General features: G+C 60.9%; 22 protein-coding genes. 13 read left to right on the forward strand and 9 right to left on the reverse strand.

All coding sequences use genetic code 11. From position 1 onward, the window contains the following. Nucleotides 1-9 precede the first annotated feature (9 nt). Both Q7V03_RS08195 and Q7V03_RS08200 read right to left on the reverse strand, forming a co-directional pair. On the reverse strand, nt 10-1,539 hold the full coding sequence (locus Q7V03_RS08195; RefSeq protein WP_304925110.1) for a sugar ABC transporter ATP-binding protein: 1,530 nt from the start codon (nt 1,537-1,539) through the stop codon (nt 10-12). Next, complete coding sequence (locus Q7V03_RS08200) at nt 1,536-2,183, reverse strand: DUF2291 family protein (RefSeq protein WP_304925111.1); 648 nt, start codon at nt 2,181-2,183, stop codon at nt 1,536-1,538. The genes Q7V03_RS08195 and Q7V03_RS08200 overlap by 4 nt, the downstream gene beginning before the upstream one ends. A 671-nt stretch (nt 2,184-2,854) precedes the next feature. Here Q7V03_RS08200 and Q7V03_RS08205 point away from each other — a divergent pair. The 5 genes from Q7V03_RS08205 to Q7V03_RS08225 are packed head-to-tail and all read left to right on the forward strand — an operon-like array spanning nt 2,855 to nt 8,950. After that, complete coding sequence (locus Q7V03_RS08205; RefSeq protein WP_304925112.1) at nt 2,855-4,423, forward strand: FGGY-family carbohydrate kinase; 1,569 nt, start codon at nt 2,855-2,857, stop codon at nt 4,421-4,423. Further along, entirely contained in the window at nt 4,420-5,943 is a 1,524-nt protein-coding gene (locus tag Q7V03_RS08210) for a glycerol-3-phosphate dehydrogenase (protein WP_304925113.1), read from the forward strand. The genes Q7V03_RS08205 and Q7V03_RS08210 overlap by 4 nt, the downstream gene beginning before the upstream one ends. A gap of 1 nt (nt 5,944) precedes the next feature. Further along, on the forward strand, nt 5,945-6,874 hold the full coding sequence (locus Q7V03_RS08215) for a sugar phosphate isomerase/epimerase (RefSeq protein ID WP_304925114.1): 930 nt from the start codon (nt 5,945-5,947) through the stop codon (nt 6,872-6,874). Nucleotides 6,875-6,884: 10 nt separating this feature from the next. After that, nucleotides 6,885-8,006 (forward strand): iron-containing alcohol dehydrogenase, encoded by a 1,122-nt coding sequence (locus tag Q7V03_RS08220; RefSeq protein ID WP_304925115.1) that lies wholly within the window; start codon nt 6,885-6,887, stop codon nt 8,004-8,006. Beyond that, nucleotides 8,003-8,950: a sugar-binding transcriptional regulator gene (locus tag Q7V03_RS08225; protein WP_304925116.1), complete on the forward strand. Its 948-nt coding sequence runs from the start codon at nt 8,003-8,005 to the stop codon at nt 8,948-8,950. Before Q7V03_RS08220 ends, Q7V03_RS08225 begins: the two co-directional genes overlap by 4 nt. Nucleotides 8,951-9,018: 68 nt before the next feature. Here the strand turns inward: Q7V03_RS08225 and fsa are convergent, their stop codons facing one another. Next, nucleotides 9,019-9,672 carry a fructose-6-phosphate aldolase gene (fsa, locus tag Q7V03_RS08230; protein ID WP_304925117.1) on the reverse strand — a complete coding sequence of 218 codons (654 nt, stop codon included), beginning with the start codon at nt 9,670-9,672 and terminating at the stop codon, nt 9,019-9,021. A 150-nt stretch (nt 9,673-9,822) separates the two neighbouring features. Between fsa and Q7V03_RS08235 the strand changes: the two genes are divergently transcribed. From Q7V03_RS08235 to dhaL, 5 genes are all read left to right on the forward strand, one after another. Further along, nucleotides 9,823-10,593 carry a DeoR/GlpR family DNA-binding transcription regulator gene (locus Q7V03_RS08235; protein WP_304925118.1) on the forward strand — a complete coding sequence of 257 codons (771 nt, stop codon included), beginning with the start codon at nt 9,823-9,825 and terminating at the stop codon, nt 10,591-10,593. Further along, entirely contained in the window at nt 10,590-11,345 is a 756-nt protein-coding gene (locus tag Q7V03_RS08240) for a triose-phosphate isomerase (RefSeq protein ID WP_304925119.1), read from the forward strand. The genes Q7V03_RS08235 and Q7V03_RS08240 overlap by 4 nt, the downstream gene beginning before the upstream one ends. An 11-nt stretch (nt 11,346-11,356) precedes the next feature. Beyond that, nucleotides 11,357-11,806, forward strand: coding sequence for an RpiB/LacA/LacB family sugar-phosphate isomerase (locus Q7V03_RS08245; protein WP_304925120.1), 450 nt, complete (start codon nt 11,357-11,359; stop codon nt 11,804-11,806). Nucleotides 11,807-11,913: 107 nt separating this feature from the next. Next, nucleotides 11,914-12,912, forward strand: coding sequence for a dihydroxyacetone kinase subunit DhaK (locus Q7V03_RS08250; protein ID WP_304925121.1), 999 nt, complete (start codon nt 11,914-11,916; stop codon nt 12,910-12,912). Nucleotides 12,913-12,915: 3 nt separating this feature from the next. Continuing rightward, complete coding sequence (gene dhaL, locus Q7V03_RS08255) at nt 12,916-13,515, forward strand: dihydroxyacetone kinase subunit DhaL (protein WP_304925122.1); 600 nt, start codon at nt 12,916-12,918, stop codon at nt 13,513-13,515. Between the two features lie 128 nt (nt 13,516-13,643). Here dhaL and nanR read toward each other — a convergent pair whose 3' ends face one another. Genes nanR through Q7V03_RS08270 form a run of 3 tightly spaced genes read right to left on the reverse strand, consistent with a single transcriptional unit; the run spans nt 13,644 to nt 17,056 of the window. Next, complete coding sequence (gene nanR / locus Q7V03_RS08260; RefSeq protein ID WP_304925123.1) at nt 13,644-14,348, reverse strand: transcriptional regulator NanR; 705 nt, start codon at nt 14,346-14,348, stop codon at nt 13,644-13,646. A 54-nt stretch (nt 14,349-14,402) separates the two neighbouring features. Then, the gene (locus tag Q7V03_RS08265; protein WP_304925124.1) at nt 14,403-16,040 is read right to left on the reverse strand and encodes a hypothetical protein; all 1,638 of its coding nucleotides are present in this window, start codon (nt 16,038-16,040) and stop codon (nt 14,403-14,405) included. Beyond that, complete coding sequence (locus Q7V03_RS08270; RefSeq protein ID WP_304925125.1) at nt 16,037-17,056, reverse strand: Gfo/Idh/MocA family protein; 1,020 nt, start codon at nt 17,054-17,056, stop codon at nt 16,037-16,039. The genes Q7V03_RS08265 and Q7V03_RS08270 overlap by 4 nt, the downstream gene beginning before the upstream one ends. A 99-nt stretch (nt 17,057-17,155) precedes the next feature. On the opposite strand from Q7V03_RS08270, the gene oiaX reads away from it, so the two are divergent. Then, nucleotides 17,156-18,403: a 3-oxo-isoapionate-4-phosphate decarboxylase OiaX gene (gene oiaX / locus Q7V03_RS08275; RefSeq protein WP_304925126.1), complete on the forward strand. Its 1,248-nt coding sequence runs from the start codon at nt 17,156-17,158 to the stop codon at nt 18,401-18,403. A 47-nt stretch (nt 18,404-18,450) separates the two neighbouring features. Here oiaX and Q7V03_RS08280 read toward each other — a convergent pair whose 3' ends face one another. Continuing rightward, complete coding sequence (locus Q7V03_RS08280; RefSeq protein ID WP_304925127.1) at nt 18,451-19,278, reverse strand: phosphogluconate dehydrogenase C-terminal domain-containing protein; 828 nt, start codon at nt 19,276-19,278, stop codon at nt 18,451-18,453. A gap of 73 nt (nt 19,279-19,351) precedes the next feature. Here Q7V03_RS08280 and Q7V03_RS08285 point away from each other — a divergent pair, with 73 nt between their 5' ends. Next, complete coding sequence (locus tag Q7V03_RS08285) at nt 19,352-20,713, forward strand: four-carbon acid sugar kinase family protein (RefSeq protein ID WP_304925128.1); 1,362 nt, start codon at nt 19,352-19,354, stop codon at nt 20,711-20,713. Between the two features lie 72 nt (nt 20,714-20,785). Next, on the forward strand, nt 20,786-21,937 hold the full coding sequence (locus tag Q7V03_RS08290) for a fumarylacetoacetate hydrolase family protein (RefSeq protein ID WP_304925129.1): 1,152 nt from the start codon (nt 20,786-20,788) through the stop codon (nt 21,935-21,937). 174 nt (nt 21,938-22,111) lie between these two features. Here Q7V03_RS08290 and Q7V03_RS08295 read toward each other — a convergent pair whose 3' ends face one another. Both Q7V03_RS08295 and Q7V03_RS08300 read right to left on the reverse strand, forming a co-directional pair. After that, entirely contained in the window at nt 22,112-23,617 is a 1,506-nt protein-coding gene (locus tag Q7V03_RS08295) for an aldehyde dehydrogenase (NADP(+)) (RefSeq protein ID WP_304925130.1), read from the reverse strand. Nucleotides 23,618-23,692: 75 nt separating this feature from the next. Continuing rightward, on the reverse strand, nt 23,693-24,604 hold the full coding sequence (locus Q7V03_RS08300; RefSeq protein WP_304925158.1) for a Gfo/Idh/MocA family protein: 912 nt from the start codon (nt 24,602-24,604) through the stop codon (nt 23,693-23,695). Between the last annotated feature and the right edge of the window lies 1 nt (nt 24,605).

The raw sequence follows: 24,605 nt of genomic DNA on the forward strand, positions 1-24,605 counted from the left end.
CGGTTGCTCCTAGTGGGCCACGGCTTCGCCAGAGGCGGCCATGATCTTTTCTTTGCTGACAGTGTGATCAAACTCGGCCGAAATCCGACCCCGGTGCATCACGATAATCCGGTGCGCAATCGACAGGCATTCGCCGACTTCCGAGGTGGAATAGACCACCGCCAGCCCCTGTTTCGCGCCTTCGGACAGCAGCCGGAACACCTCGGCTTTTGCGCCAATGTCGATGCCGCGCGACGGCTCATCCAGCACGATCACCTTCGGATTGGTCGCCAGCATCTTGCCGATCACCACCTTTTGCTGATTGCCGCCTGACAGCGAGCCTATTGGCGCTGTACCGCTCGCATCGGTCTTCACGGTCACCTTACGGATGGCGTCACTGATCACGGTTTGCTCGGCCTTCCGAGAGGTAAACAGTCCCTTGGTAAACGCGCCAATGCTGGCAAGCGACAGGTTCTGGCCGACTGACATGGTCTGCACCAAGCCGTCGCGCTGGCGGTCCTCTGGCACCAGAACCAGCCCGCGGGCGATGCGTTGCGCGATGGTCAGGCCAGACACATCGCGACCTTGCAGCATCACCCGGCCGCCAGACGGGGCCAGACGCCCGGCCACACATTCCAGCAGTTCGGTGCGACCGGCACCCATCAGCCCATAAATACAGACGATTTCTCCGGCGCGGACGGAAAGCGAAAGCCTGTCCACCACCGAAAACCCCACCCCCGCCGCATCCGGCACCGACAGGTTTTCGATGCTCAGCGCCATCTCGCCCATCGCATAGCCGTCGGGCGGCGAGCCAAGGTCGAAATTCTCGCCGACCATGTTGCGCACGATCCATTCCAGATCAATCTGTGCCCGCTCGGCATCGGCCGTCATCGCGCCATCGCGCAGAACCACCGCATGGTTGGTGATCTGCAAGGCTTCCTCAAGATGGTGCGAGATATAGACAATCGACACGCCACGCGCGGTCAGATCTCGGATCACTTTGAACAAAACCTGCACTTCTGTCGCAGACAGCGCGCTGGTGGGTTCATCCATGATCAGGATGCGCGAGTTCACCGACAAGGCCCGCGCAATTTCAACGATTTGCTGCTGACCCAACCGCAGTTCCTCTACCGGGGTCAGCGGGTCGATGTCTTCTTCCAATTCCGCCATCAAAGCCCGGGTCTGGCGTTCTTCCTCGGCATAATCGACGCCAGTGCGGGTCATAATCTCGCGGCCCATAAAGATATTGTCGCGGACATTCATATTGGTGGCAAGGCTAAGCTCTTGGTGGATAATCGAAATTCCGCGATTCCGCGCATCGGTGGAATTGGCGAAACTGACAGGCGCGCCATCCAGCACGATCTGCCCCGACGTCGGTTTCACCACGCCTGACAGGATCTTCATCAGCGTCGATTTACCCGCGCCATTTTCGCCAAACAAAGTGGTGACCTGCCCGCGATGAATGTCGAAGTTCACCCCCCTCAGAGCGTGAATATTGCCGTAAGACTTGGCGATGTTGCGCGCCGAAAGCACCGGTTCTTGTGGCAGATCGAGGCTCATTTCAGCTCCAAAGACACCGGGGTGATCATCCAGCTTTTCGGATTCACCAGCTTGAACGCGCCCACCACAGACACGGTCTTGCCCGTCAGCGCGCTGTTATCAACGCCATCCAGCACCAGCTTTTTCATCTCTTTGTTCAGCGCCGAGCCGGCGTCCTGATATTCGATCTGATTGGTGAATTGGCTGAAGCTGATCTCGCCTGTGGCATCGCGCAATTCGGTGCCGTTGATCGCGGGGCCGGTCTGCACGCGCAAGCGCAAAGGGGCCGGAATGCCCGCAACATCAACATAATAGATGCCGGATTTGCCTTCACCGGCCACGCCTTCCAGCTTCACCGAATAGACGCCACCGACGCTATATTTCGCCTCTGCTGCCTTCGGATCAGCTGCAATCGCGGTGGCCAACTCCTGCGCATCCACCGCGCGCGCCGTGACATTGGCCTGCACTTTCGGGAAGGTCTCGGCCCCAAATGCCTCGGGCGAAAACACCGCCGCGCGCACATCGGCATCCGAGCCGATCCGCACCACCGTGGTATCCAGCGCCATCGCGCCCAGCACCGCCACGACCACAGCAGCGGTGATCAGAACTGCGCGATTGGCGCGGGGCTGATCGGAATGTGGCGCGGCGTCAGGCTGTTGGCTCATAAGGTGGCGACCTTGGATGTGACGGCAAAAGATGTGGCGGTGGATGAGCTGCGCGGGGCGAATAGGGAGAACACCGGTCGTGCCCAGCACAAACAGCGCGCCCAGCCTTGATGCGGCTGCGTTTTCAGCATGACTCCCCCCTTCTTTCTGCCGATCCGTGGGGCGATTTCCTCCCGCCGCGCGATCTGGCCTATCGTAAATCTATCGTTGTGATAGAGTTATGATATCAACTCTTGGCATAATGTTATAAGTTTTTGCATCTGTCAATCGGGTCTTTTGCAATCGTGCGGCCTGTGTTCTTAGCAATCTGCCCGTGGTTTTCGCCCGGCGGCCCGAGTCGTCAGCAATTCTTGCATCCGCGGAAAGTGCTGCGATGCGGCGAAAGAGCGTGAAGATTTCAGCAATATTAAATGCAAGATACTAATAAACAAAGATAATATACAATATCTGTCGATTCAGGCCCACAACAGGCGAAGTCCCGCGACGGTACCCATCTCAAGTCGGTTGTGATCGCGCCGATCTGCCTTGAGCTTTGGTTGACACACGGTAGTTTATCTGAAATAAATTGCGCTGTCCGTAAAATAATTCATTTTCTGTGTTATCTCTCTGTGATAATGCGGTCAGGCCAGTCGGCGGGGATGGGAATGCGCGCGGGCTGAGGGGGAGGCGGCATGGCAGAGCTTTTGATCGGCATTGATTCGGGCACTTCAGTGGTCAAAGCTGTGGCGTTTGCCCTGAATGGCGCGCAAATCGCCGCCTTTGCGGTGCCCAACGCCTACAGGGCGGGCGGGGATGGGGCGGCGACGCAAAGCCTTGCGCAGACTTGGGCCGATTGTGCGACTGCCCTGCGTGGCTTGGCCGAAAAGGTGCCGAACCTCGCCGCGCGCACGGCAGCGGTGTCGGTCACAGCACAAGGCGATGGGACTTGGTTGGTGGGTCCGGGCAACACACCCATCGGCGATGCGTGGCTGTGGCTGGATGCCCGCGCGGCCCTAACCGTCGAACGTCTCGCCGCCAGCCCCGCCAATCGCGCCCGATTTGAGGCGACGGGAACCGGGCTGAACACCTGCCAGCAGGGCAGCCAGATGGCGCATATGGATCGTTTCCACCCTGAGTTGCTGGATGCAGCCGAGGTGGTATTACATTGCAAAGACTGGATTTATCTGAATCTCACGGGCGTCCGTGCGACTGACCCTTCCGAGGCTAGCTTTACCTTCGGCAACTTCCGAACCCGCGCCTATGACGATACAGTGATCGAGGCTTTGGGCCTGCACCATCGTCGCAACCTCATGCCCGAAATCATCGACGGCAGCCAGATCACGCATTTCCTCACGCCCGAGGCGGCCGCCCAAACTGGCCTGCGCGCGGGTACGCCCGTCAGCCTTGGCTTCGTCGATATGGTGATGACGGCGCTGGGGGCGGGGGTGCACACTGAGGCGGTGGGGGCGGCCTGTTCTACGGTTGGCTCGACCGGCGTGCACATGCGGTCCACTCCGGTCGCGGGCGTGAATCTGAACGCCGAGGGCACCGGCTATGTGATCTGCTTGCCGGTGCCGGGCATGGTGACGCAGGTGCAGACCAATATGGCAGCGACGTTAAACATTGATTGGCTGCTGCGGATGGCGGCTGACCTTATGTCCGATTTCGGGCGGTCCACTAAACATGCCGATCTGGTGCCGCTGATTGAAAGCTGGTTGGCGGCGAGTAAACCCGGCGCCTTGCTCTATCACCCGTATATTTCCGAGGCTGGCGAGCGCGGGCCTTTTGTGAATGCCGACGCCCGCGCGGGCTTTGTCGGCCTGAATTTCAATCACCGTTTCGCCGATTTGCTACGGGCTGTGGTCGAAGGTTTGGGCATGGCGACCCGGGATTGTTACGCCGCGATGGGCGCTATGCCGTTGGAATTGCGGCTGACGGGGGGGGCTGCGCGATCACAAGGCCTGCGCGGCGTGTTGTCTGCGGCCACGGGTGCGCCGGTGCGGGTGTCGGCGAGGGAGGAGGCGGGTGCCGCCGCCGCCGCAATGATGTCAGCGGTGGCGATTGGCGCGTATCCATCGATGGACGCCTGTATTGCCGAATGGGTCACACCCTTGCTTGGCGCGGCGGAAGCGCCTGATCCCGCCCTGACTGACACCTACGCCCAAACCTATCCCGCCTATAAATCCGCCCGCGAGGGGCTGACCGCCGCATGGTCGCAGCTTGCGGACAGCCGCCACGTCAAAGACAGGACAACCGAATGAGCCTTAGTATTTCTGAGCCTAAGATTTCTGACCCTAATTTGGTTGATCTGTTCGTCATTGGTGGTGGCATCAACGGCGCGGGCATCGCGCGCGATGCTGCGGGGCGGGGGCTTTCAGTGGTCTTGTGTGAAAAGGATGATCTGGCGCAGGGCACCTCATCACGCTCTGGCAAGCTGGTGCATGGCGGTCTGCGCTATCTGGAATATTACGAATTTCGCCTTGTGCGTGAGGCCCTTATCGAACGCGAGGTGCTGCTAAATGCCGCCCCGCATATTATCTGGCCGATGCGGTTTGTGCTGCCACATTCGCCCACGGATCGGCCTGCGTGGCTGGTGCGGTTGGGGCTGTTCCTGTACGACCACCTCGGCGGGCGCAAGAAACTTCCCGGCACCCGGACGCTGGATCTCATGCGCGATCCGCAGGGTGCGCCGATCATGGATCAGTATAAACGCGGCTTTGAATATTCCGATTGCTGGGTGGATGACGCGCGCTTGGTGGTGCTGAACGCTTTGGATGCCGCTGAGAAGGGCGCGCTGGTTTTGACCCGCACCGCCTGCACCTCGGCGCGGCGCGAGAACGGCGCTTGGACGGTGGAAACCACCGATCAAAATGGCGAAACCCGCAGCTTTCGGGCGCGCTGTATGGTCAATGCGGCGGGGCCGTGGGTGACGGATATCGTCACGCGGGTGGCGGGATCGAACTCGGCGCGCAATGTCCGGCTGGTCAAGGGCAGCCATATCATCGTGCCGAAATTTTGGGCCGGGGAACACGCTTACCTCGTGCAAAACCACGACAAACGGGTGATTTTCATCAACCCCTACGAGGGAGACAAGGCGCTAATTGGCACCACCGATGTCGCCTATGAGGGCCGGGCGGAGGAGGTCACGGCGAGCGAGGCCGAGATCGACTATCTGATCGCCGCCGTTAACCGCTATTTCAAGGAAAAGTTGCGCCGCGCCGATGTGGTGCACCATTTTTCAGGCGTGCGCCCCCTGTTTGACGATGGCAAAGGCAATCCCTCGGCAGTGACACGCGACTATGTGTTTGATCTCGATGAGACGGGCGGCGTGCCGTTGTTGAACGTGTTTGGTGGCAAGATCACCACCTTCCGCGAACTGGCCGAGCGTGGTTTGCACCGCCTGAGAACTGTGTTTCCGCAGATGGGGTCGGATTGGACCGCGACCGCTACACTGCCGGGCGGAGAGATGCCGAATGCCGATTATGAAAGCTTTGCCAATGACTTGCGGGTGACCTATCCGTGGATGCCACGCAGCCTGATCCGGCACTATGGCCGCCATTACGGTGCGCGTACCCGTGATCTGGTCGGCACGGTAACCAGCTTAGACGGCTTGGGCCAACACTTTGGCGGCGATCTTTACGAGGCCGAAGTCCGCTATCTGATTGCCCGCGAATGGGCGCAAACGGCGGAAGATATCCTGACCCGGCGTACCAAGCATAACCTGCATCTGACCACCGAGCAGCAAGCGGCTTTCACCACTTGGATGGGGCAGGCGGCCTGAGATGTTAACGCTTTCACTCAACACCAACCCCCTCGTCAACCGCTTCGCCGACCCGGATGACCTGATCCAGACCGTTGCCCGCGACCTGCGCATCCGCGATTTGCAACTGACGCATGAGTTCATCAATCCGTCGTGGCCCGCCCCGGTGATCCGCCGCCTGACCCGTCAGATGTGCGCGGCCTTGCAACGCACCGGTGTCCGCGTCACCTCGGGCATGACCGGGCCCTATGGCCGCCTGAACCACTTCGGCCACCCCGACCGTGACGTACGCCGCTATTATATCGATTGGTTCAAAACCTTCGCCGATATCACCGCCGATCTGGGCGGCACCAGCATCGGCACCCAGTTTGCCATCTTCACCTACGCTGATTTCGATGACCTCAACCGCCGTGAAACCTTGATCCAGACCGCCATCGACTGTTGGGCCGAAGTCGCCGAGCATGCTAAATCCGCTGGCCTGACAAATGTGTTCTGGGAGCCGATGAGCGTCGGCCGTGAGTTTGGTGAGACCATCGCTGCAGCGATGGCTTTGCAAACCCGCCTGACCGAAGCCAAGATGGCCATTCCGATGTGGATGATGGCCGACATTGACCACGGCGATCTGACCAGCCCGAACCCCGATGATGTCGACCCCTACGCCTGGGCGCGCGCCGTGCCCAGGGTGTCGCCGATTATCCATATCAAGCAAAGCCTTATGGACAAAGGCGGTCACCGCCCCTTCACCGCCGGTTTCAACGCCAAAGGCCGGATTCATCCTGAGCCGCTTCTCAAAGCCTTCGCCGAGGGCGGTGCCAAAGACAATGAAATCTGTCTGGAGCTGTCGTTCAAAGAGCGTAACCCGAATGACCGCGACGTGATCGGGCAAATCGCTGAAAGCATTGCGTTTTGGGCCCCACATATTAACAGCGGCGTTAACGATCTTAACCTCTGAGGGGGCTCCCATGTCTGCTTTCGCCTTTCTAACTGCCACAGAAATCCTGTTCGGACGCGGGCAGGCGGGGCAAGCGGCGGGCCGCATCAAGGCTCTCGGCACACGGGTTTTCTTGCTGCACGGCAGCCCCATCCGCGCCGATTGGCTGGCGGAAGCGTTGGTAGGGCAGGGCTGTACCGTCACCCGTTTTGTGGTGCAGGGCGAGCCGGACATCGCACTGATTGAGGCCGCGACCCAAGCTGCGAAAGGCGCGCAAGTGGTCGTTAGCCTTGGCGGTGGCGCCGTGATTGATGCGGGAAAAGCCGTGGCCGCGATGGTCCCGGCCACACGGCCCTTGATGGATCATCTTGAAATTATTGGTAAATCCCTGCCGCTGGATCAGGCACCTTTGCCCTTCGTCGCGATCCCCACCACCGCAGGCACAGGCGCGGAAGTCACCCGCAATGCGGTAATCGGCTCGCCCGAGCATCACCGCAAGGTGTCTTTGCGCGACAAGCGGATGCTGCCCGCTTTGGCGGTCATCGACCCCGCGCTGACCGACAACACGCCGAAAAGCATCACCCTCGCCTCGGGCCTCGACGCTATCACGCAAGTGATCGAGCCCTATATCTGCACCCGTGCCAACCGCCTGACCGATGCGCTTTGCCGCGATGCGATCCCGCAGGGTCTGCGCGCGTTGCGGCGGTTGATGGTGAGCGAGGATGCGCAAGCCCGCGATGACATGGCTTGGGTCAGCCTCTGCGGCGGGCTAGCATTGGCCAATGCCGGCCTTGGGGTGATCCATGGTCTTGCCGGGCCGTTGGGCGGTCTGTTGCCCGCGCCGCATGGAGCGATCTGTGGCACGCTGCTGCCGCATGGCTTGGCGCAGAACGCCGCCCGCGCGGAAAATCCCACGCGCATCCGACAGGTGATCGGTTGGATCGCAGAAGCTTTTGAAACGCCTTATGAAAACGCCCTGCCAACGCTCATCAAATGGTCGCGCGAAAACGGCCTGCCGAGCCTTACGCAGATGGGTTTTACGCCGCAGCATCTGCACCAAGCCGCCGAAGCCGCCGCCACATCTTCGTCGATGCAGGCCAACCCGGCGCGGCTTTCTGCCTCTGATCTGGCGATCCTGATGGCCAGCGCATGAGCCGCGCGCTTGACCCAGAACAGTCGTTGGCGATCCGCGCTGCTTGGCTGCACTACGTCGGCGGGTTAACGCAAACCGCTGTCGCCAAACGGCTGGGGATTACCTCGGTCAAAGCCCACCGTTTGATCGCCCGCGCGGTGGCGGACGGCGCTGTGAAGGTCACCATCGATGGCGATATCGTCGAATGTGTCGCGTTGGAGACCGAACTCGCCGCCCGCTATGGCTTGGATTTCTGTGAAGTCGCCCCCGATCTCGATGAGGTCGGCCTACCGATCCGCACCTTGGGCATGGCGGGCGCGGGTTTTTTGCGTCGTCAAATCGAGCTTGGCACCACCCCGGTGATCGGGCTGGGCCATGGGCGCACTTTGGCCGCGATGGTGCAGAATTTGCCACGCATCGAGGCGCCTGATCTAAAGTTTGTCTCGCTGTTGGGCGGACTTACCCGGAATTACTCGGCCAATCCGCATGACGTGATGCACCGCATTGCCGAGAAAACTGGCGCGCGCGCCTATGTCATGCCGGTGCCGTTTTTCGCCAATACCGCCGAAGATCGTGAGGTTTTGCTGGCACAGCGCGGTGTGGCCGAAGTGTTCGCCATGGCGCAAGGCGCAGGTCTGAAACTGGTCGGCATCGGTACGGTCGAGGCTGATGCGCAACTGGTGGCCTCTGGCATGATAGAGCCGAAGGAAATCAAAGCGATACAGGCGGCAGGCGGGGTGGGGGAACTGCTGGGGCATTTCTTTGATGCCATGGGACGCATCTTGCAAACCCAGCTGACAGCGCGGACTTTGGCGGTGAGTTTTACCGAAGTGGGCGATCAAATCATCGCCATTGCGGGCGGGCCGGACAAGGTGCAGTCGATCCGCGCGGTGCTGTCCAGCCGCCGCCTAAAGGGCCTGATCACCGATGAGGCCACCGCCCGCGCGTTGGTTTTGCGGAAATGAGGCCGGGCTGGCCCACCACGGTCGCCCGGCCTATCGCCAAGCGCTTTGAGGTGCTACCTCAAGGCGCGCTACAGGATCGTTTGGCCAGTGGCCGCCCAATCCTTGGCGAATTGCTCAAGCCCCTTGTCGGTCAGCACATGATTGGCCAAGCTTTTGATAACATTGGGCGGAATCGTCGCCACATCCGCGCCCGCAAGCGCTGCTTCCTTTACATGGTTGGCGCTGCGGATCGAGGCCGCAAGGATCTGCGTCTCAAAGCCGTAGTTGTCGTAAATCTCACGGATGTCGCGGATCAGATCCATGCCGTCGATGTTGATATCGTCCAGGCGGCCCAGAAATGGCGAGATATACGTCGCCCCGGCTTTCGCCGCCAACAACGCCTGATTGGCGGTGAAGCACAATGTCACATTGGTTTTGATACCTTTTCGCGTAAAATAGCGGCAGGCCTTCAAACCGTGCAAGGTCAGCGGCAGCTTGATCACGACGTTTTTCGCGATCTTCGCCAGGTGCTCGCCCTCGGCGACCATACCATCATAGTCCATCGAGGCGACTTCAGCCGAAACCGGGCCATCAACCAAAGCGCAGATTTCTGCGATCACCGCTTTGAAATCACGACCAGATTTCGCAACCAGGCTGGGGTTGGTGGTGACACCATCCAGCAGGCCATAATCGTTCAGCTCGGCAATATCTTTGATTTCGGCGGTATCGACGAAGAATTTCATCACGCTCTCTTCTGTGGGAATCGATGGGATATGCTTATACAAAGTGTACAGAAACTGACAAATTATCACAAGTTAAAATCACAAAATCACATAAGTAACTTTTCATTTATGATCTGCGATGTTAGAATTCATGAAAATAGGGGAAATCTAGTGAAGCGCGAAGATCGCAAACAGGCGATTATGGATTTGCTGGTGGAACAGCACGCGGTCGATCTTGATGATCTGGCCGACCGTTTTGCGGTATCGAAAATGACCATCCACCGCGATCTTGATGATCTGGAATCCGAGGGCCTGTTGCGTAAAATGCGCGGCGGGGCGACGATTGAATCCGGCACGCAGTTCGAATCCGATTTCCGCTTTCGCGCCCGCCAAGAAGGTGCCGCCAAAGCCCGGATGGCCCGTGCAGCCCTGGATTTGATAGAACCCGGCATGACGCTGATGATCAATGATGGCTCGATGGCGGCGGTCTTAGGTGCGATGCTGCCGGAAAAACGCCCGCTGACGGTGATCACCAACAATGCCGCGATCATCGACGCGCTTCGGGCCGAGCATGGCATCACTTTGATTGCCTTGGGTGGGGTTTATTCCTATAAATTCAATGGCTTCTTTGGCGTTGTAACCGAAGAAACCCTCACCCGTCTGCACGCCGATGTGGCCTTCATCTCTGCCCCCGCCGTGCAGGGTACCCGCGCTTTTCACATGGACGACAACGCGGTGCGCGCCAAGCGGGCGATGATCGCCTCGGCCGCCAAGACCTGCCTTTTGGTCAACCACCACCGCTTTGGCCGCCAGGCTTTGCATGTGCTGGCCGATCTGTCCGAGTTCGACACCATTATCACCGATGCCCCGCCTGAATCTGAGTCCCGCGCCGCTTTGGACCGGGCCGGGATCAGTCTAAGCATCGCAGGAGACCGCGTATGAGCAAACACGTCTGGGTCGGCACCAGTTGGAAGATGAACAAAACTTTGGCCGAGGCGCAGGTCTTCGCCAAGGGCCTGCCGGCCGAGTGTGATCCACGCATCCAACGCTTCGTGATCCCGCCGTTTACCGCCGTGCGTCAGGTGAAAGCCATGCTGGCCGACACCACAGTAAAGGTCGGTGCGCAGAACATGCATTGGGCAGATGACGGCGCATGGACGGGTGAAATCTCACCCTTGATGCTGAACGATTGCGCGCTGGATATCGTCGAGCTGGGCCATTCCGAACGCCGCGAGTTCTTCGGTGAAACAGATGAAACCGTTGGCCTCAAGGTCGAAGCCGCCGTGCGTCACGGTCTTATCCCGTTGATTTGCATCGGTGAAACCTTGGCCGAACGCGAAGGAGGGCGCGCCACTGAAACCCTCACCGCCCAAGTCACAGGCGCTTTGGGTAAGCTCTCGCCCGCGCAAAAATCCAAGCCGATCCTGCTGGCCTATGAGCCGGTCTGGGCGATCGGCGCAAACGGAATCCCCGCCACATCGGACTATGCCGATGCAAGACAAGCGGAAATCATCGCTACGTCTGAGGCCATCCTAAACCGCCGCATCCCCTGCCTTTACGGCGGTTCGGTCAACCCCGGTAACGCCGCCGAACTTATCACCTGCCCGCATATCGACGGGCTGTTCATTGGCCGCTCGGCCTGGAATGTCGCAGGCTACCTCGACATCCTTGCCCGCGTCGCCGCAACTTTGTGAAGGAGAAACCGATGAAACTTGCAATCGCGGGCGACAGCGCGGGCGAAGGCCTTGCCAAAATCCTCGCCGACCATCTGAAAGCCACGCATGAGGTGTCCGAGATTTCGCGCACCGAAGCCGGGCCGGATGCCTTCTATGCCAACCTGTCCGACCGGGTGGCGAATGAAGTCCTGCAAGGCAAATACGACCGCGCCATTCTGATCTGTGGCACCGGCATTGGTGTCTGCATTTCCGCCAACAAAGTGCCGGGCATCCGTGCCGCGCTGACGCATGACACCTATTCGGCGGAACGTGCAGCCCTGTCGAACAACGCGCAAATCATCACCATGGGCGCGCGGGTGATCGGCTCGGAACTCGCCAAAGCCATTGCTGATGCCTTCCTTGCACAAACTTTCGACGCGGAAGGCCGCTCTGCCACCAATGTCGATGCGATCAACGCTTTGGATCAGAAATACTCCTAACCCGTGGCGGCGCTTTAGCCGCAGGCGGGCAGGCCCTGTTTTCTCTTTAACCGGGCTTGTCTCAATCCCGCAGAGCCCTCATTCTTGCGGCGCAACCGGAGGCGCAGATGGCACCGACACAAAAGCTGATCAACGATGGCAACCGCGCGGTGGATGAGATGTTGGTGGGCGTTCTCGCCGCCCATCCCAACCATCTCACCCTCGCCGCCCCGCGCGCCATCGTCGCCAAACACGGGCCCCGACCCGGTAAAGTCGCACTGGTAATCGGCGGCGGATCGGGGCACGAACCGACTTTTTTAGGATTTGTCGGCAAGGGCTTGGCTGATGCCGTAGCGGTGGGCAATGTCTTCGCCTCGCCCCCGCCGCAGCCCGCCGTTGATGCAGCGCTTGCCACGCACGGTGGGGCAGGGGTGCTGTTCATGTACGGCAACTATGCCGGTGACGTGATGAATTTCGACATGGCCAGCGAGATGCTGGAGATGGAGGGCATTGAGGCCCGCACCGTGCTGACCACGGATGACATCGCATCGTCATCAGACCGCTTAAAGCGCCGCGGTGTCGCCGGAAATGTCTTCATCTTCAAATGCGCCGGGGCCGCTGCCGATCTGATGCTGCCGCTTGCCGAAGTCGAGCGTATCGCCCGCAACGCCAATGCCCGCACCTATACGATGGGCGTGGCGCTATCTGCCTGTTCGCTGCCGCAAACCCGCCGCCTGAACTTCGACCTGCCCGCCGGAGAAATGGAAATCGGCATGGGCATCCACGGCGAACCGGGTATCCGGCGGGGCCCGCTGAAGTCCGCCAATGATGTTGCCGATGAGATCATGGATGCGATCCTGATGGAAATGGCCGCGCCTGCGGGTTCAAAAGTTGCGGTTTTGATGAACTCGCTCGGCTCCACGCCGCTGATGGAACTTTACATCCTCTACGCCCGCGTCGCCGAACGTCTGGGGCAGGCGGGTCTGACCGTCCACTCCGCCCTCGTCGGCCCGTATTGCACCTCGATGGAGATGGCAGGCGCATCGATCACCCTGATGCACCTCGACGATGAACTCACCAAAATGCTCGACCACCCCTGCGACTGCGCCATGTTCCGGGTGGGCTAAGCGATGGATTTCACAACCGAAACCTGCACCCAATTGTTTCAAGCCCTTGCCATCCGCATGGCCGCCGAACGTGATGCCCTCTGCGCGCTGGATGGCCTGATCGGAGACGCCGACCACGGCATCGCAATGGAGCAAGGAATGCAGGCTGCCGCCGCAGCCGTCGCCACTCTGCCGACCCTGCAAGACCAATTCAACGCCGCCGCGAAAGCCTTCCTGAACGCCGTCGGCGCCTCCTCCGGCCCGCTTTATGCAACTGCCCTCATGCGCGCCGCCAAAACCGCGGGCCCGCGCGCCGCCATGCCGCGCGCCGAAACCCCCGGGCTGATCATCGCAATGGCCGAAGGCATTGCCCATCGCGGCAAAGCCGAACCCGGCCAAAAGACCATGATCGACGCATGGTATCCTGCCGCCGAAGCCGCCAAATCTGGCGCAAGCTGGCCGGATATTGTGGCTGCCGCACAAGCCGGAGCCGACGGTACCGCCCAGATGCAAGCCACTCTGGGCCGCGCCGCCCGGCTTGGCGCACGCAGCTTGGGCCACAAAGACCCCGGCGCTGTCAGTGCTTGTGTGATTATCGAGGAATGCGCCAAGATCCTTGGCTAAACTGCTAAAACTTATCTAAAATTTTTCATCTTGGCGAAAATACTCCCGCCGGAGGCATCCGCCATACATGTCAGAAGCCTCCGGCGGGAGTATTTTAAAAAGAGAAAATACCAAAACCCGCGCCGCTTTCAGCCGTGATGCCCAATAACATCCGCCGAGCGTGCGATATGCGCCTGCATCGCCGCCACCGCCCCCGGCGCATCTTTGGCGGCAATGCGGTCAAGGATCAAAGCGTGTTCTTGCAAGGTCACCTGCTCTTTGCCCGACCAATGCAGCAGGGCCGCATGATACTGAAACAGCCATTTCAGCATCGCCTCGGACACCGCCAGCATGATCGGATTACCGGTCATCGCGGCAATCCGGGTGTGGAAGGCGACGTCGGCCGCGACAAAGGCCCGCGCATCGCCAAGACAGTCGCGCTGATGCGCCAGAATGGCCTGCAGATCCGCCACATCCGCCGGAACGGCTTTCTCGGCTGCCAGCCGCACCATCCCTGCCTCAAACATCCGCCGCGCTTCTTTCAGATGCGCCAAAGCCCCCGGTTCTGCCGAGAGCAGCAGTTGCGCCACCGCATCGACCTGGCCCAACACCGCACTGGCGTTCAGCGCTTTCACCCGGCTGCGCTCGCCATGGGCGATGGTGATCAGTCCCATCGTGTGCATCTGCTGCAGGGCCTCGCGCACTGCAGGGCGGCCCACCTCAAAGCGCGCCATCAGGGCGCGTTCCGAGGGTACTACCGCCCCCGCCGCCAATTCACCCGTCAGGATCATCGCCCTCAGCCGATCAAACACCTGATCCGAAAGCTTGCGCCGGGTGATCTTTTCCGAAACCATCACTCCCCCAGTCTTATCACCGCACTCTGTCCGGCTTAAGCGCAAACCTCGCAGTCAGGCAAGCTCTGTGCGCACATAACGCGCCAGATCTGTTGTCATCTCGGCCCCGGCAAACTGCAACCGCGCCGAGACATTCGGCATCAGTTCGGCCTCGACCTGCTGCCCTGCCCGCGTGGCGAGTTCCGCCAGCACCCGCGCCATCGGATAGGCTTGGCCCTGCCAATCCATCACGCCGCGCGGCCCGTAAAGCCCGGCGGGGGTCCACACCTCTGCCCCAGAGCCAACCAGTGCCGCAGCCAAGCCAAGCGCATAGGCCGCGCCGAACACCGTGCGGTGGCGCGGGTCATCATTGGTCATGCAGACCCGCGCGCCGTCGGGATTGGGAATCACCCGCGCGCCATACGGGTTCTGCCGCATCGCAATCGTGCTGGGCCCCAAGCGGTAAGCCTTGTCACCGATGATCGCGCGGGCCGAGGCGGTGATATGCGCCACCGCCTCCAACGTTTGCATCACGCCTGCGTCGCTGGCATCATGCACGATCGGGCAAAGCCCGTGGCTGACGAAATCCAAGCCCACGACTGGAGGCCGCTTGCGGTTCAGTTCGGGGAAGAAGCTGACCATGCCACCGCCAAGGCTCACTCTCGGAAAGGCCTTCCGCGCGGCTTTGTAGACATCTGCCAAAGGCGGGCAAGGCGGCCAGTCTGATCCCGGCGGGGTCGATTGCCGGTCCACCGAAGGGCAAATCATGATCGAGGCCACCTGTAGCCCCGATGCGGCCAAGTCTATGGCATGGGCCGAGAATTCAGCATCCAGATCGCCGTCACAGCGCGCGATTAGTTCCAGATCGTAGGCGGCGTCATAGCTGGCTTGCAGCACCGAAAACGCCCGTAACTCTGCCAGCCCATGCCGGGTCGCATCGAAATGGCACAGCAGCCGTTGCGGTTTCACCAGAGCCAGATCACCGGGCCGCTCAACCACGCGCCTTGCTTCTTCGGCGGTGATCACCAGCGCTGTCTGCGGAAAAACCCCGGTGGCGGTGGTGCGGGGCAGGGTGGTTGCAACGCCTGCCGTCCCCTGCCAGTTGAGCCGCACCGCCTGATCAAACTGCGCGCCATCCGCGATCTTATACGGCCAAGGCCGCGCCAAAGGCCGCACATAGGTCTTGTAGCTAGCATCACCCCATTGCCGCTGATCCTCCATCTCAAAGACATCGCCCTCCAGCCGGCAGCTGATCTGCCGGCCGCCCAGCCAATGCGTCAGCGCGCGCAGGTCTTGAAACGGCTGCCATGGTTCGATCAACAGCGGAAACTGTGCGGAGCGGATGCTGCCATCGCAATGCTCGATCGTCACCGCAGCCCCCGCCACCCCAGTGATCGGATGCAGCACGGTGAAGCCCGCGCGATTGGTCTCAAAATCGCCCATCGCCTGCGCTGTGGCGGTGAAACTCAATCCCTCGGCAAGGTCGATCACCACAGCCACCGCCAAAGCAGCGCCTTGGCTTTCAAACCGGGCACAGTAGGAAATCCGTGTTGGTTCAATCTCTTCATCGCTGATCTGCGGCACCAAAGTTCCCCAGTCGCGATCGCGCACCAGATATGCGATGCCGCGGATCACCTCGGTCTCGCCCAAACTGATCCGCCGCAGCGCGCCGCCGTCATAGTCGAAACTCAGCGCGCCATGGCTGATCTTCATAGCGCGGCCAATGCGACCATCCGGCCTTCGGCAGCCGAAATATAGGCGGCCTCAACCAAGGCCAAAGTCTGCAAATTATCTGCACCCGAGGTTTCCGGTTGCGTGCCTGCCGCGATGCATCCCAGAAAATGCCGCTGAATGATCAGCACGCTTTCCTGAATATTGTGCCAAGGTTGGCTCGCCCAATCCAGAACCGGCGGCGACAGATCCTCCACCTGGCCCCCCATCTCCAGCCGATACCCCGCCTCTAGCCGCAAACTGCCCTTGGTTCCGTCAACTTCTATCAAACTTTCCGGAAACGTCTCGGGGCTGCGCTGGGTGGCGTAGGAACAATCCACCACAGAAGTCGCCCCCGCGCCATGCGTCAGCAGCATCGTCGCCACATCCTCGCCCTTGATGCCTGGGTTGATCCGTCGCGTCGTCGCCGCCATCCGCACCACATCGCCAAACAAAGCCCGTGCAATATCAAGGGTATGGATGCCCAAATCCTCAATGATAAACCGCTTGCCCTCTGCCAGATAAGGCTGGCCCGCGAACACATCAAAGCCAGACCGGAAACTAACCCGGCCAAAGAACACCTCGCCCAACGCACCCGACCGCACGATCTCAATCACCCGCCGCACCGCCGATTGCCAACGAAAATTCTCATGCACCATCAGGGTCTTACCCGCCGCTTCCACCGCTGCCACCATCGCGCGCGCATCCGCCATATTGGCCGCAAACGGCTTTTGGCAGATCACATCCAGCCGCGCCTGCGCCGCCATCTCGACCAAGGGACGATGGGAGGCGACCGTGGTGGCGATATCGACAAAATCCAAGCGTTCGGCGGCAAACATTTCGCCTGCATCGGCATAGGTCCGCGCAATGCCAAACCGCGCCGCCGTCTCTGCCAGCCGCACCGCATCGCGGTCGCACAAAGCCACTATCCGCGCCCCCGGCAGGTCTGCCCAAGCATGTAGCTGATTTTGTGCAAAAAATCCGCAGCCGATCACGGCACCGATCAGAGGTTGTGGCAAATGAAGGCTCCTTACAAACTGCGCGCAACTTGCCATGCAGGGCGCTTGAATTCAACAGGTATGATGAGTATGCAAGCTACATCTATGGAGAGGCAACCGATGTCCGATGATCTGATCAAAGTCACTTACCGTCTGGAAACCTCCGGTGATGTGGCGGCGCTTGCCGCGAAGATTGCGTCGGATCAGTCGACTGGCACCTTCACCGATCTGCCGGGTGAAACCGACGCCGTGAAAGCCCGTTGCGCCGCCCGCGTGCTGTCGATCACCACTTTGCCTGATACCCAAACGCCGTCCTTCCCGACCGATGGCGGACCCTTCCACCGCGCCGATGTAGTGATCGGTTACCCGCTTGAGGCCGTCGGCACCGATATCGCCGCGCTGATGACCATCACCGTCGGTGGCGTGTATGCAGTGCGGGGGCTGTCTGGCGTGCGGGTGATGCATTTCGACCTTCCCGCCGCCTTCGCCCGCCATCCCGGCCCGCAATTCGGCATCGACGGCTCGCGCAAACTCACCAATGTCTACAACCGCCCGATCATCGGCTCGATCATCAAGCCCGCCTTGGGCCTGACGCCCGCCGAAACTGCGATGATGGTACAGGAACTTTGCGAGGCCGGTGTTGACTTCATCAAAGACGACGAAAAACTGATGAGCCCCGGCTATTCCCCCTTGGCCGACCGTATTGCGGCCGTGATGCCAGTGATCGACGCCCACGAACAGAAAACTGGCAAGAGGGTGATGTACGCATGGGGAATCTCTTCAGCAGACCCCGATCAAATGCTGGAAAATCATGATCTTGTCGTCAACGCCGGCGGCAACGCGGCGGTGATCAACATCAATTCCGTGGGCTATGGCGGCATGACCTTTCTGCGCAAACGCTCTGCCTTGTGCCTGCACGCCCACCGCAACGGCTGGGATATTCTGACCCGACATCCCGGCCTTGGCATGGAATTTACGGCCTATGGCACAATCTGGCGGCTTCTGGGGGTAGATCAGTTTCAAATCAATGGCATAGCCGCAAAATATTGGGAGCCGGATGAGAGTTTCGTACGTTCGTTCCACTCCTGCCGCGCGCCGATCTTCAGCCCCGCAGACCGTCCCTTACCTGTGGTGGGGTCCGGCCAATGGGGAGGCCAAGCCATTGAAACCTATGCCAGAACGGGACAGACCACCGATCTGATGTATCTCGGCGGGGGCGGTATTCACGGCCATCCGGGCGGTGCGGCTTCTGGCGTCGCAGCGATCCGTCAGGCATGGGAGGCGGCGGTGCAGGGTGTAGCCTTGGCCGATTATGCCAAAGATCACAAAGAGTTGGCGCAGGCACTTCAGAAATTCGGCCAGAAATAAGAACGCCCCCAACCTTGCGGAAGGGGCGTCAATTCACCTGAAGAACATCAGGTAATCCGTTGAATAGACGCGGTAATCTCGTTCCACTCAAACACCTTTTTCCAGTCATCGCGCATCAGCATCGGCTTGCCGAACTCTATCGCCTTGTTGCAGGCGTCCGAGAACACCCCCGGCTGCTCGTCAAAGATCACCGCCGCGAGGATATTCATATGCCCCAGCAGGAAATCCCGCGCCGCCGCTTGCGGCACCCCGCGCGCCACGCATTCATCCATCGCCTCGCGCATCACCACCAGAAGTGACGCCACAACCGTCTCCGACAAGCCCGGCTCCAGCATCGCCATCTGCTCAACGGTCACCCGATGCGAGCGCACCACGGGGGCGAAAATCGCCTGCGCCACTGCCTCACCTACCGCGTAATGTTCTTCCGGCCCCTGCATCAAAGCGTTCACCACGCCCTGCTTCGCCGCCACCCCGCCGAAGAAATCACGCTTCGCCACAGGGTCGGTTTCATCGTTGAAAATCGGCGGATGGCAGGGGTGGGTGACGAAATAGGTGATATCCGCACGGGGAGGCAGATGCCCGGCAAAGGGGGCGGCCGCATCCAGACAGATCACAATCGTCCCCGGCGCCACCAGCGGCACCACCATCGCGGCGACCTTGCCAATCGCGGTATCCGGCACCGCCAGCACCACCACATCCGCGCCTTGCACCGCCACCGCAGGGTGCACAGATTCCGCACCTATAGCCTCATGCAAGCGCGCCTGACCCGCCTCGGACACCTCCACATGCGCCACCACATAATCGGTTTTCGCCAGATTGCGCGACAGCCGCACGCCCATTTTTCCGCCAGCCCCAAACAACGCAATCTTCGTCATAGCTCTCTCCATTCGCCTCTTGCTCAACTGGTATGATGAGATAATATGCTAAGGTCAAGTCGAAGGAACACCCATGCGAAAAATCCTGCCGGACGGCCTGCTGATGACATGGTGTGGCGACGATTTCACCGGATCGGCAGCGGTGATGGAGGCGCTTAGCTTCGCAGGTCTGCCCTCGATCCTGTTCTTCGACACCCCCACCCCCGCGCAACTTGCCCGCTTTCCCGGCGTGCGGGGCTTGGGCATCGCCTCTACCGCCCGCAGCCATAGCCCGGCATGGATGGCCGCAAACCTGCCCGCGCCGTTGGCCTTCTTGGCGGCCCTAAACGCGCCCTTCCTGCACTATAAAATCTGCTCCACCCTCGATTCCGCCCGCCATGTCGGCAACATCGGCACCGCCCTTGACCTTGCGCTGCAAGCGCGTCCGTCCAAGGGCATCGCGGTGCTGACCGCCGCCCCCCGGATGCGCCGCTACCAAGCCTTCGGCCATCTGTTCGCAGGCACGCCGCAGGGGGTGTTCCGACTTGACCGCCACCCGGTGATGGCGCAGCACCCGGTGACGCCGATGGAGGAATCCGATGTGCTGCGCCACTTGGCGACGCAAACCGATCTGCCCTCGGCGCTGCTGGATCTAGAGGTTTTGGCCGATCCGCAAACCGCCCAAACCGCCCTGAACAGCGCGCTACACTCGGTTCGTCTGCTGAGCTTTGATACAATGACCGCCGAGACCGACGCCGCCGCAGGTCGGTTGATCTGGCAGAATCGCGACAGTCTGCGGCTTCTGATCGGCTCTCAAGGCGTAGAATATGCACTTATTGAACATTGGCAGCGCGAAGGCCTCATCCCCACAGCATGCGCCACCCCCTCTGCAGGTGCGGTGTCCCAGATCATCGCCGTTTCTGGTTCGGTCTCGCCCATCACTGCCGTGCAGATCGAATGGTCGGCTGCAAACGGCTTCGGCCTTGTCCGCCTGAACGCCGCAAGCTTGCTCAGCGCCCCCAAAGCCGCCGAAGCCGAGGCTACCCAAGCCGCGCTTACCTTGATCGACCAAGGCCAAAGCCCGCTGATCCTGACCGCCGCAGGCCCGAATGACCCCGCTGTCGCGGCCTTCCGCACCGCCCAAAGCCAAAGCCAAATCGCCGCCGAATCTGCCAACCAACGCGTCGGCGAAAGCCTTGGCCGCGTGCTGGATGCCACGCTGAAAGCCTCTAAATTGCGCCGCGCGGTCATTTCTGGCGGCGACACTTCCGGCCATGGCGCGCGCCAGTTGGGCCTGTTCGCCCTTTCCGCTCTGGCCCCCACCATTCCCGGTGCCGCGCTGTTTACCGCGCATGGCGACGGCGGGCATGACGGGTTGCAACTGGCGCTGAAGGGCGGCCAAATGGGCAGTGCTGACTATTTCGGCTGGATCAGACAGGGCGGTGGGCCGCGTTAAATCCTCGCGCTAAACCATCGACACCACCGCCAAAATCCTCCACTCTGACGACACCCAAACAAAGGCCGAACCATGTCGCACACCGCAAATCTTGCCCTGCCAAACGGCCTCTGGCTGGGCCGTATCTGGCGTGCGGGCATTGGGCCCAGCCTTGTCACTTTGCGCGGGGATCGTGTCATCGACATCACCAGCAAAGCTGCCCCGACGATGCGGGATATGCTTGAAAAAACTGACATCGCGGGATTTATCGCCAACATCCAAGGTGAAGACCTAGGCTCCCTTGCCGACATCGCCGCAGCCTCGATCGAGCCAGATCCAAGCCAAACCCACCTGCTCGCCCCCAATGATTTGCAAGCGGTGAAAGCCTGCGGTGTCACCTTTGCCCGCTCGATGGTTGAACGGGTGATCGAAGAACGTGCCGCCGGAAATCCGGCCCGCGCCGCTGAGATCCGTGCTCGGGTGGCGGATGTGATCGGCAACAGCTTGCGCGATCTGATCCCAGGCTCTGTCAAAGCCGCCGAGGTCAAAGCCCTGCTGCAAGCCGAAAATCTGTGGAGCCAATATCTTGAGGTCGGCATTGGCCCGGATGCCGAGGTGTTCACCAAGGCGCAACCGATGTCTGCGGTCGGCTATGGGGCGAGCGTCGGTCTGCATCCGATCAGCCAATGGAACAATCCAGAACCTGAAGTGGTGCTGGCGGTCAATTCCCATGGCACAATCGTCGGCGCGAGCCTTGGCAATGATGTCAACCTGCGCGATGTTGAAGGCCGCTCGGCGCTGCTGCTGGGTAAGGCGAAAGACAACAACGCGGCGGCCAGCATCGGCCCGTTCATCCGGATTTTTGACGGCGATTTCACCTTGGATACCGTGCGCAACCTAGACCTGAGCCTGACGGTCACGGGCGAAGACGGCTTTCATCTGACGGGGGCCTCCTCGATGCGCCAGATCAGCCGCGACCCTGCCGATCTGGTCGGCCAAACCCGCGGCCGCCATCACCAATACCCTGACGGCTTCATGCTTTATTGCGGCACGATGTTTTCGCCGGTGCAAGATCGCGATGGGCCGGGGCAAGGCTTTACGCATCATTTAGGTGATGTGGTGCGCATCGCCGCGCCCGAACTTGGGGTTTTGAGGAACACAGTGCGGCTATCGACCGAGGCACCGGAGTGGGCCTTTGGCAGTGCTGCGCTGATGCGCAATTTGGCGGGGCGTGGGCTGCTGTGATCCAAGCCCTTTGGGCGGGTTCAGCCGGTCTTCCCCGCTGGGAATGACTTGTGTATCTGTTGCGAACTGACCACTAAATGTTGATTTGATTGCGGAATTTCTGCAGATTTGGCCGAAAAAGCCTATCTGCACGATGTGCCGATAGGCTTTTGTTGGGTCAGTTAGGCCTTGGTGTCAGACCAAATCCGCCGGAAACAATTCTGCTGGCAGGTTCTGGAACGCCACCGGGCGCAACCAACGCCGAATGGAAAGCGTGCCCACAGACGTTGCGCCAAAGTTTGTTGAAGCGGGGTATGGCCCGCCATGCACCTGCGCATCGACCACCTCCACGCCCGTCGGGAAGCCGTTGGCGAGAATGCGGCCCGCTTTGCGTTCCAGCACGGGCAGCAGTGCGCGGGCGTGCGGGTAATCGGCGGCATCAATGTGCAAAGTGCAGGTGAGCTGGCCCTGCAAGGCTTGTGCCACCGCCTGCATTTCGGCGAAATCGGCCACGCGCACGACCAACCCCAAGGGCCCGAACACTTCCTCGCCCAAGGCGTGATTGGCAAGCCAATCGGCACCCGAAACTTCGAACAGGTAAGGCGTGGCTTGGCGCATATCGCAGACCGAGGTCAGCACTTCTTGCACGCCCGTCGCCGCCGCAATCTTGTCTCGACCAGCCCTGTAGGCCGCAGCGATGCCATCGGTCAGCATGATCTGCGGGCCGACTTTGGCCAGCCCAGCCTTGACCGCGTCGATGAAGGCTTGCGTCTCGGTCCCGTCGATCACCACCGCGATGCCGGGATTGGTGCAAAACTGGCCCGCGCCCATCGTGAGCGACCCGGCCCAGCCAGCGGCCAAAGCCACACCGCGCGCTGCGACGGCGGCGGGCAGCAGAAACATCGGGTTGACCGAACCGAGTTCGCCAAAGAACGGGATCGGTTCTGGCCTGCGTGCGCAGAGGTCAAACAATGCCCGACCGCCGCCCAAAGACCCGGTGAAGCCCACCGCTTTGATCAAGGGATGCTGCACCAAAGCTTCACCGACATCGCGGTTGCCGCCCTGCACCAAGGAAAACACGCCGGGATGCAGGCCATGCGCTTTGATTGCCGCATCAATGGCTTGCGCCACAATCTCGCCCGTGCCGGGATGCGCGGAATGGCCTTTAACCACCACTGGGCAACCAGCCGCCAAAGCGCTGGCGGTATCGCCGCCTGCCGTGGAAAACGCGAGCGGGAAGTTTGAGGCGCCAAACACCGCAACCGGGCCCACTGGCACCTGCATCATGCGAATTTCAGGGCGCGGCGCGGGGGCGCGGTCTGGCTGTGCGGCATCAAAGCGGCGGTCGAGATATTCACCCTTGCGGATATGATTGGCAAACAGCCGCAGCTGCCCGGTGGTGCGGCCCCGCTCGCCCTCTAGCCGTGCGGCGGGCAGCCCGGTTTCCGAAGTGCCGATCGCTGTGATCTCGGCCCCGCGCGCGTCGATTTCCTCGGCGATTTTGTCCAGAAACGCCGCCCGCGCCTCGCGGCTGAGGGCCGAATAGGATGGATAAGCGGCCTCAGCCCCCTGCACCGCCGTATCGACATGCGCCGGACTGCCGACGGCGAAGGCCAAAGCCTCGCCCGTTGCCGGAGACGACAAGAAGGTCGCGTCGCCCGCAACCCAGTTGCCTGCGATAAGGTGTTTGCCAGTCAGCATAGTGGTTTCCCTTTCAACGCAGGCTGGGGGTTTCACCCCCCCAGACCCCCGTGGAGTGTTTGAGCCAATGTGAAATTAGAAGTCGAAAGCCTCGGTTTCAATACGGCGGCCCAAAGTCAGAGCATCAGCCACATGCACCATCGGCGCAAGATCAACCTCGGACACCCCATGCGCCACCAATTCCGCCATCCTTTTGTACAGCGCCGGGTATTCGCCCATGATGGTATTCTCGCCGCCCGCCGCTTTGCCGTTGATTTCCAGCACGTTGCCGCCCATCCGCAGGGCCATCGCGCCTTGGTCGGTGTCCACCTCGATATCCCAGGTCTGCGGCCCGGTTTGCCGCCAGTCGAAATCGGCGGTGACCTGGCCCGAGAAGGTCAGCTTGGCTGCAATCGGGGTCTGGCGGTTCAACGGAAACTCAAGGCTGGCGGCGGTCAGATGCACGGGCGCAGGCAAGATCTCTGTCAGGATCGAGAGCGCATTGATGCCGGGATCAAACACGCCCATGCCGCCGGGTTCAAACACCCAATCCTGCCCCGGATGCCATTTGCGCACATCCTCGCGCCAAGTGATATGGGCGCGCAGGATCGTTTTATCTGCCAGCCACGCCTTCGCCGGGGCCACCGCATGCGCCATGCGGCTGTGCCATGTGGTGTACAGCGTCAGACCTTTTTCGGCTGCAAGCGATTGTAAAGCATGGACTTCTGCAAGCGTTGCGCCGGGGGGTTTTTCCAGCATCACATGCCGACCTGCCAGCAAAGCGGCTTCGGCATAGTCAAACCGTGGCACCGGGGGCAGGCAGAGGCTGACCACTGTTACATCCGGGCGCGCGGTCAGGAACGCCGCGAAATCTGTGAAGGATTCAACGCCGTCAACCGAGCCCTTGCGTGAAACCGTCGCCGCCAACTCCCAATCCTTGGAATTGGCAATCGCCGGAACATGCTGATCCATGGCGATCTTGCCGATGCCAACCAGAGCCACATTCATA

Origin of the sequence: Cypionkella sp. (assembly GCF_030652235.1) — a bacterium.
Taxonomy (GTDB): Bacteria; Pseudomonadota; Alphaproteobacteria; order Rhodobacterales; family Rhodobacteraceae; genus Cypionkella.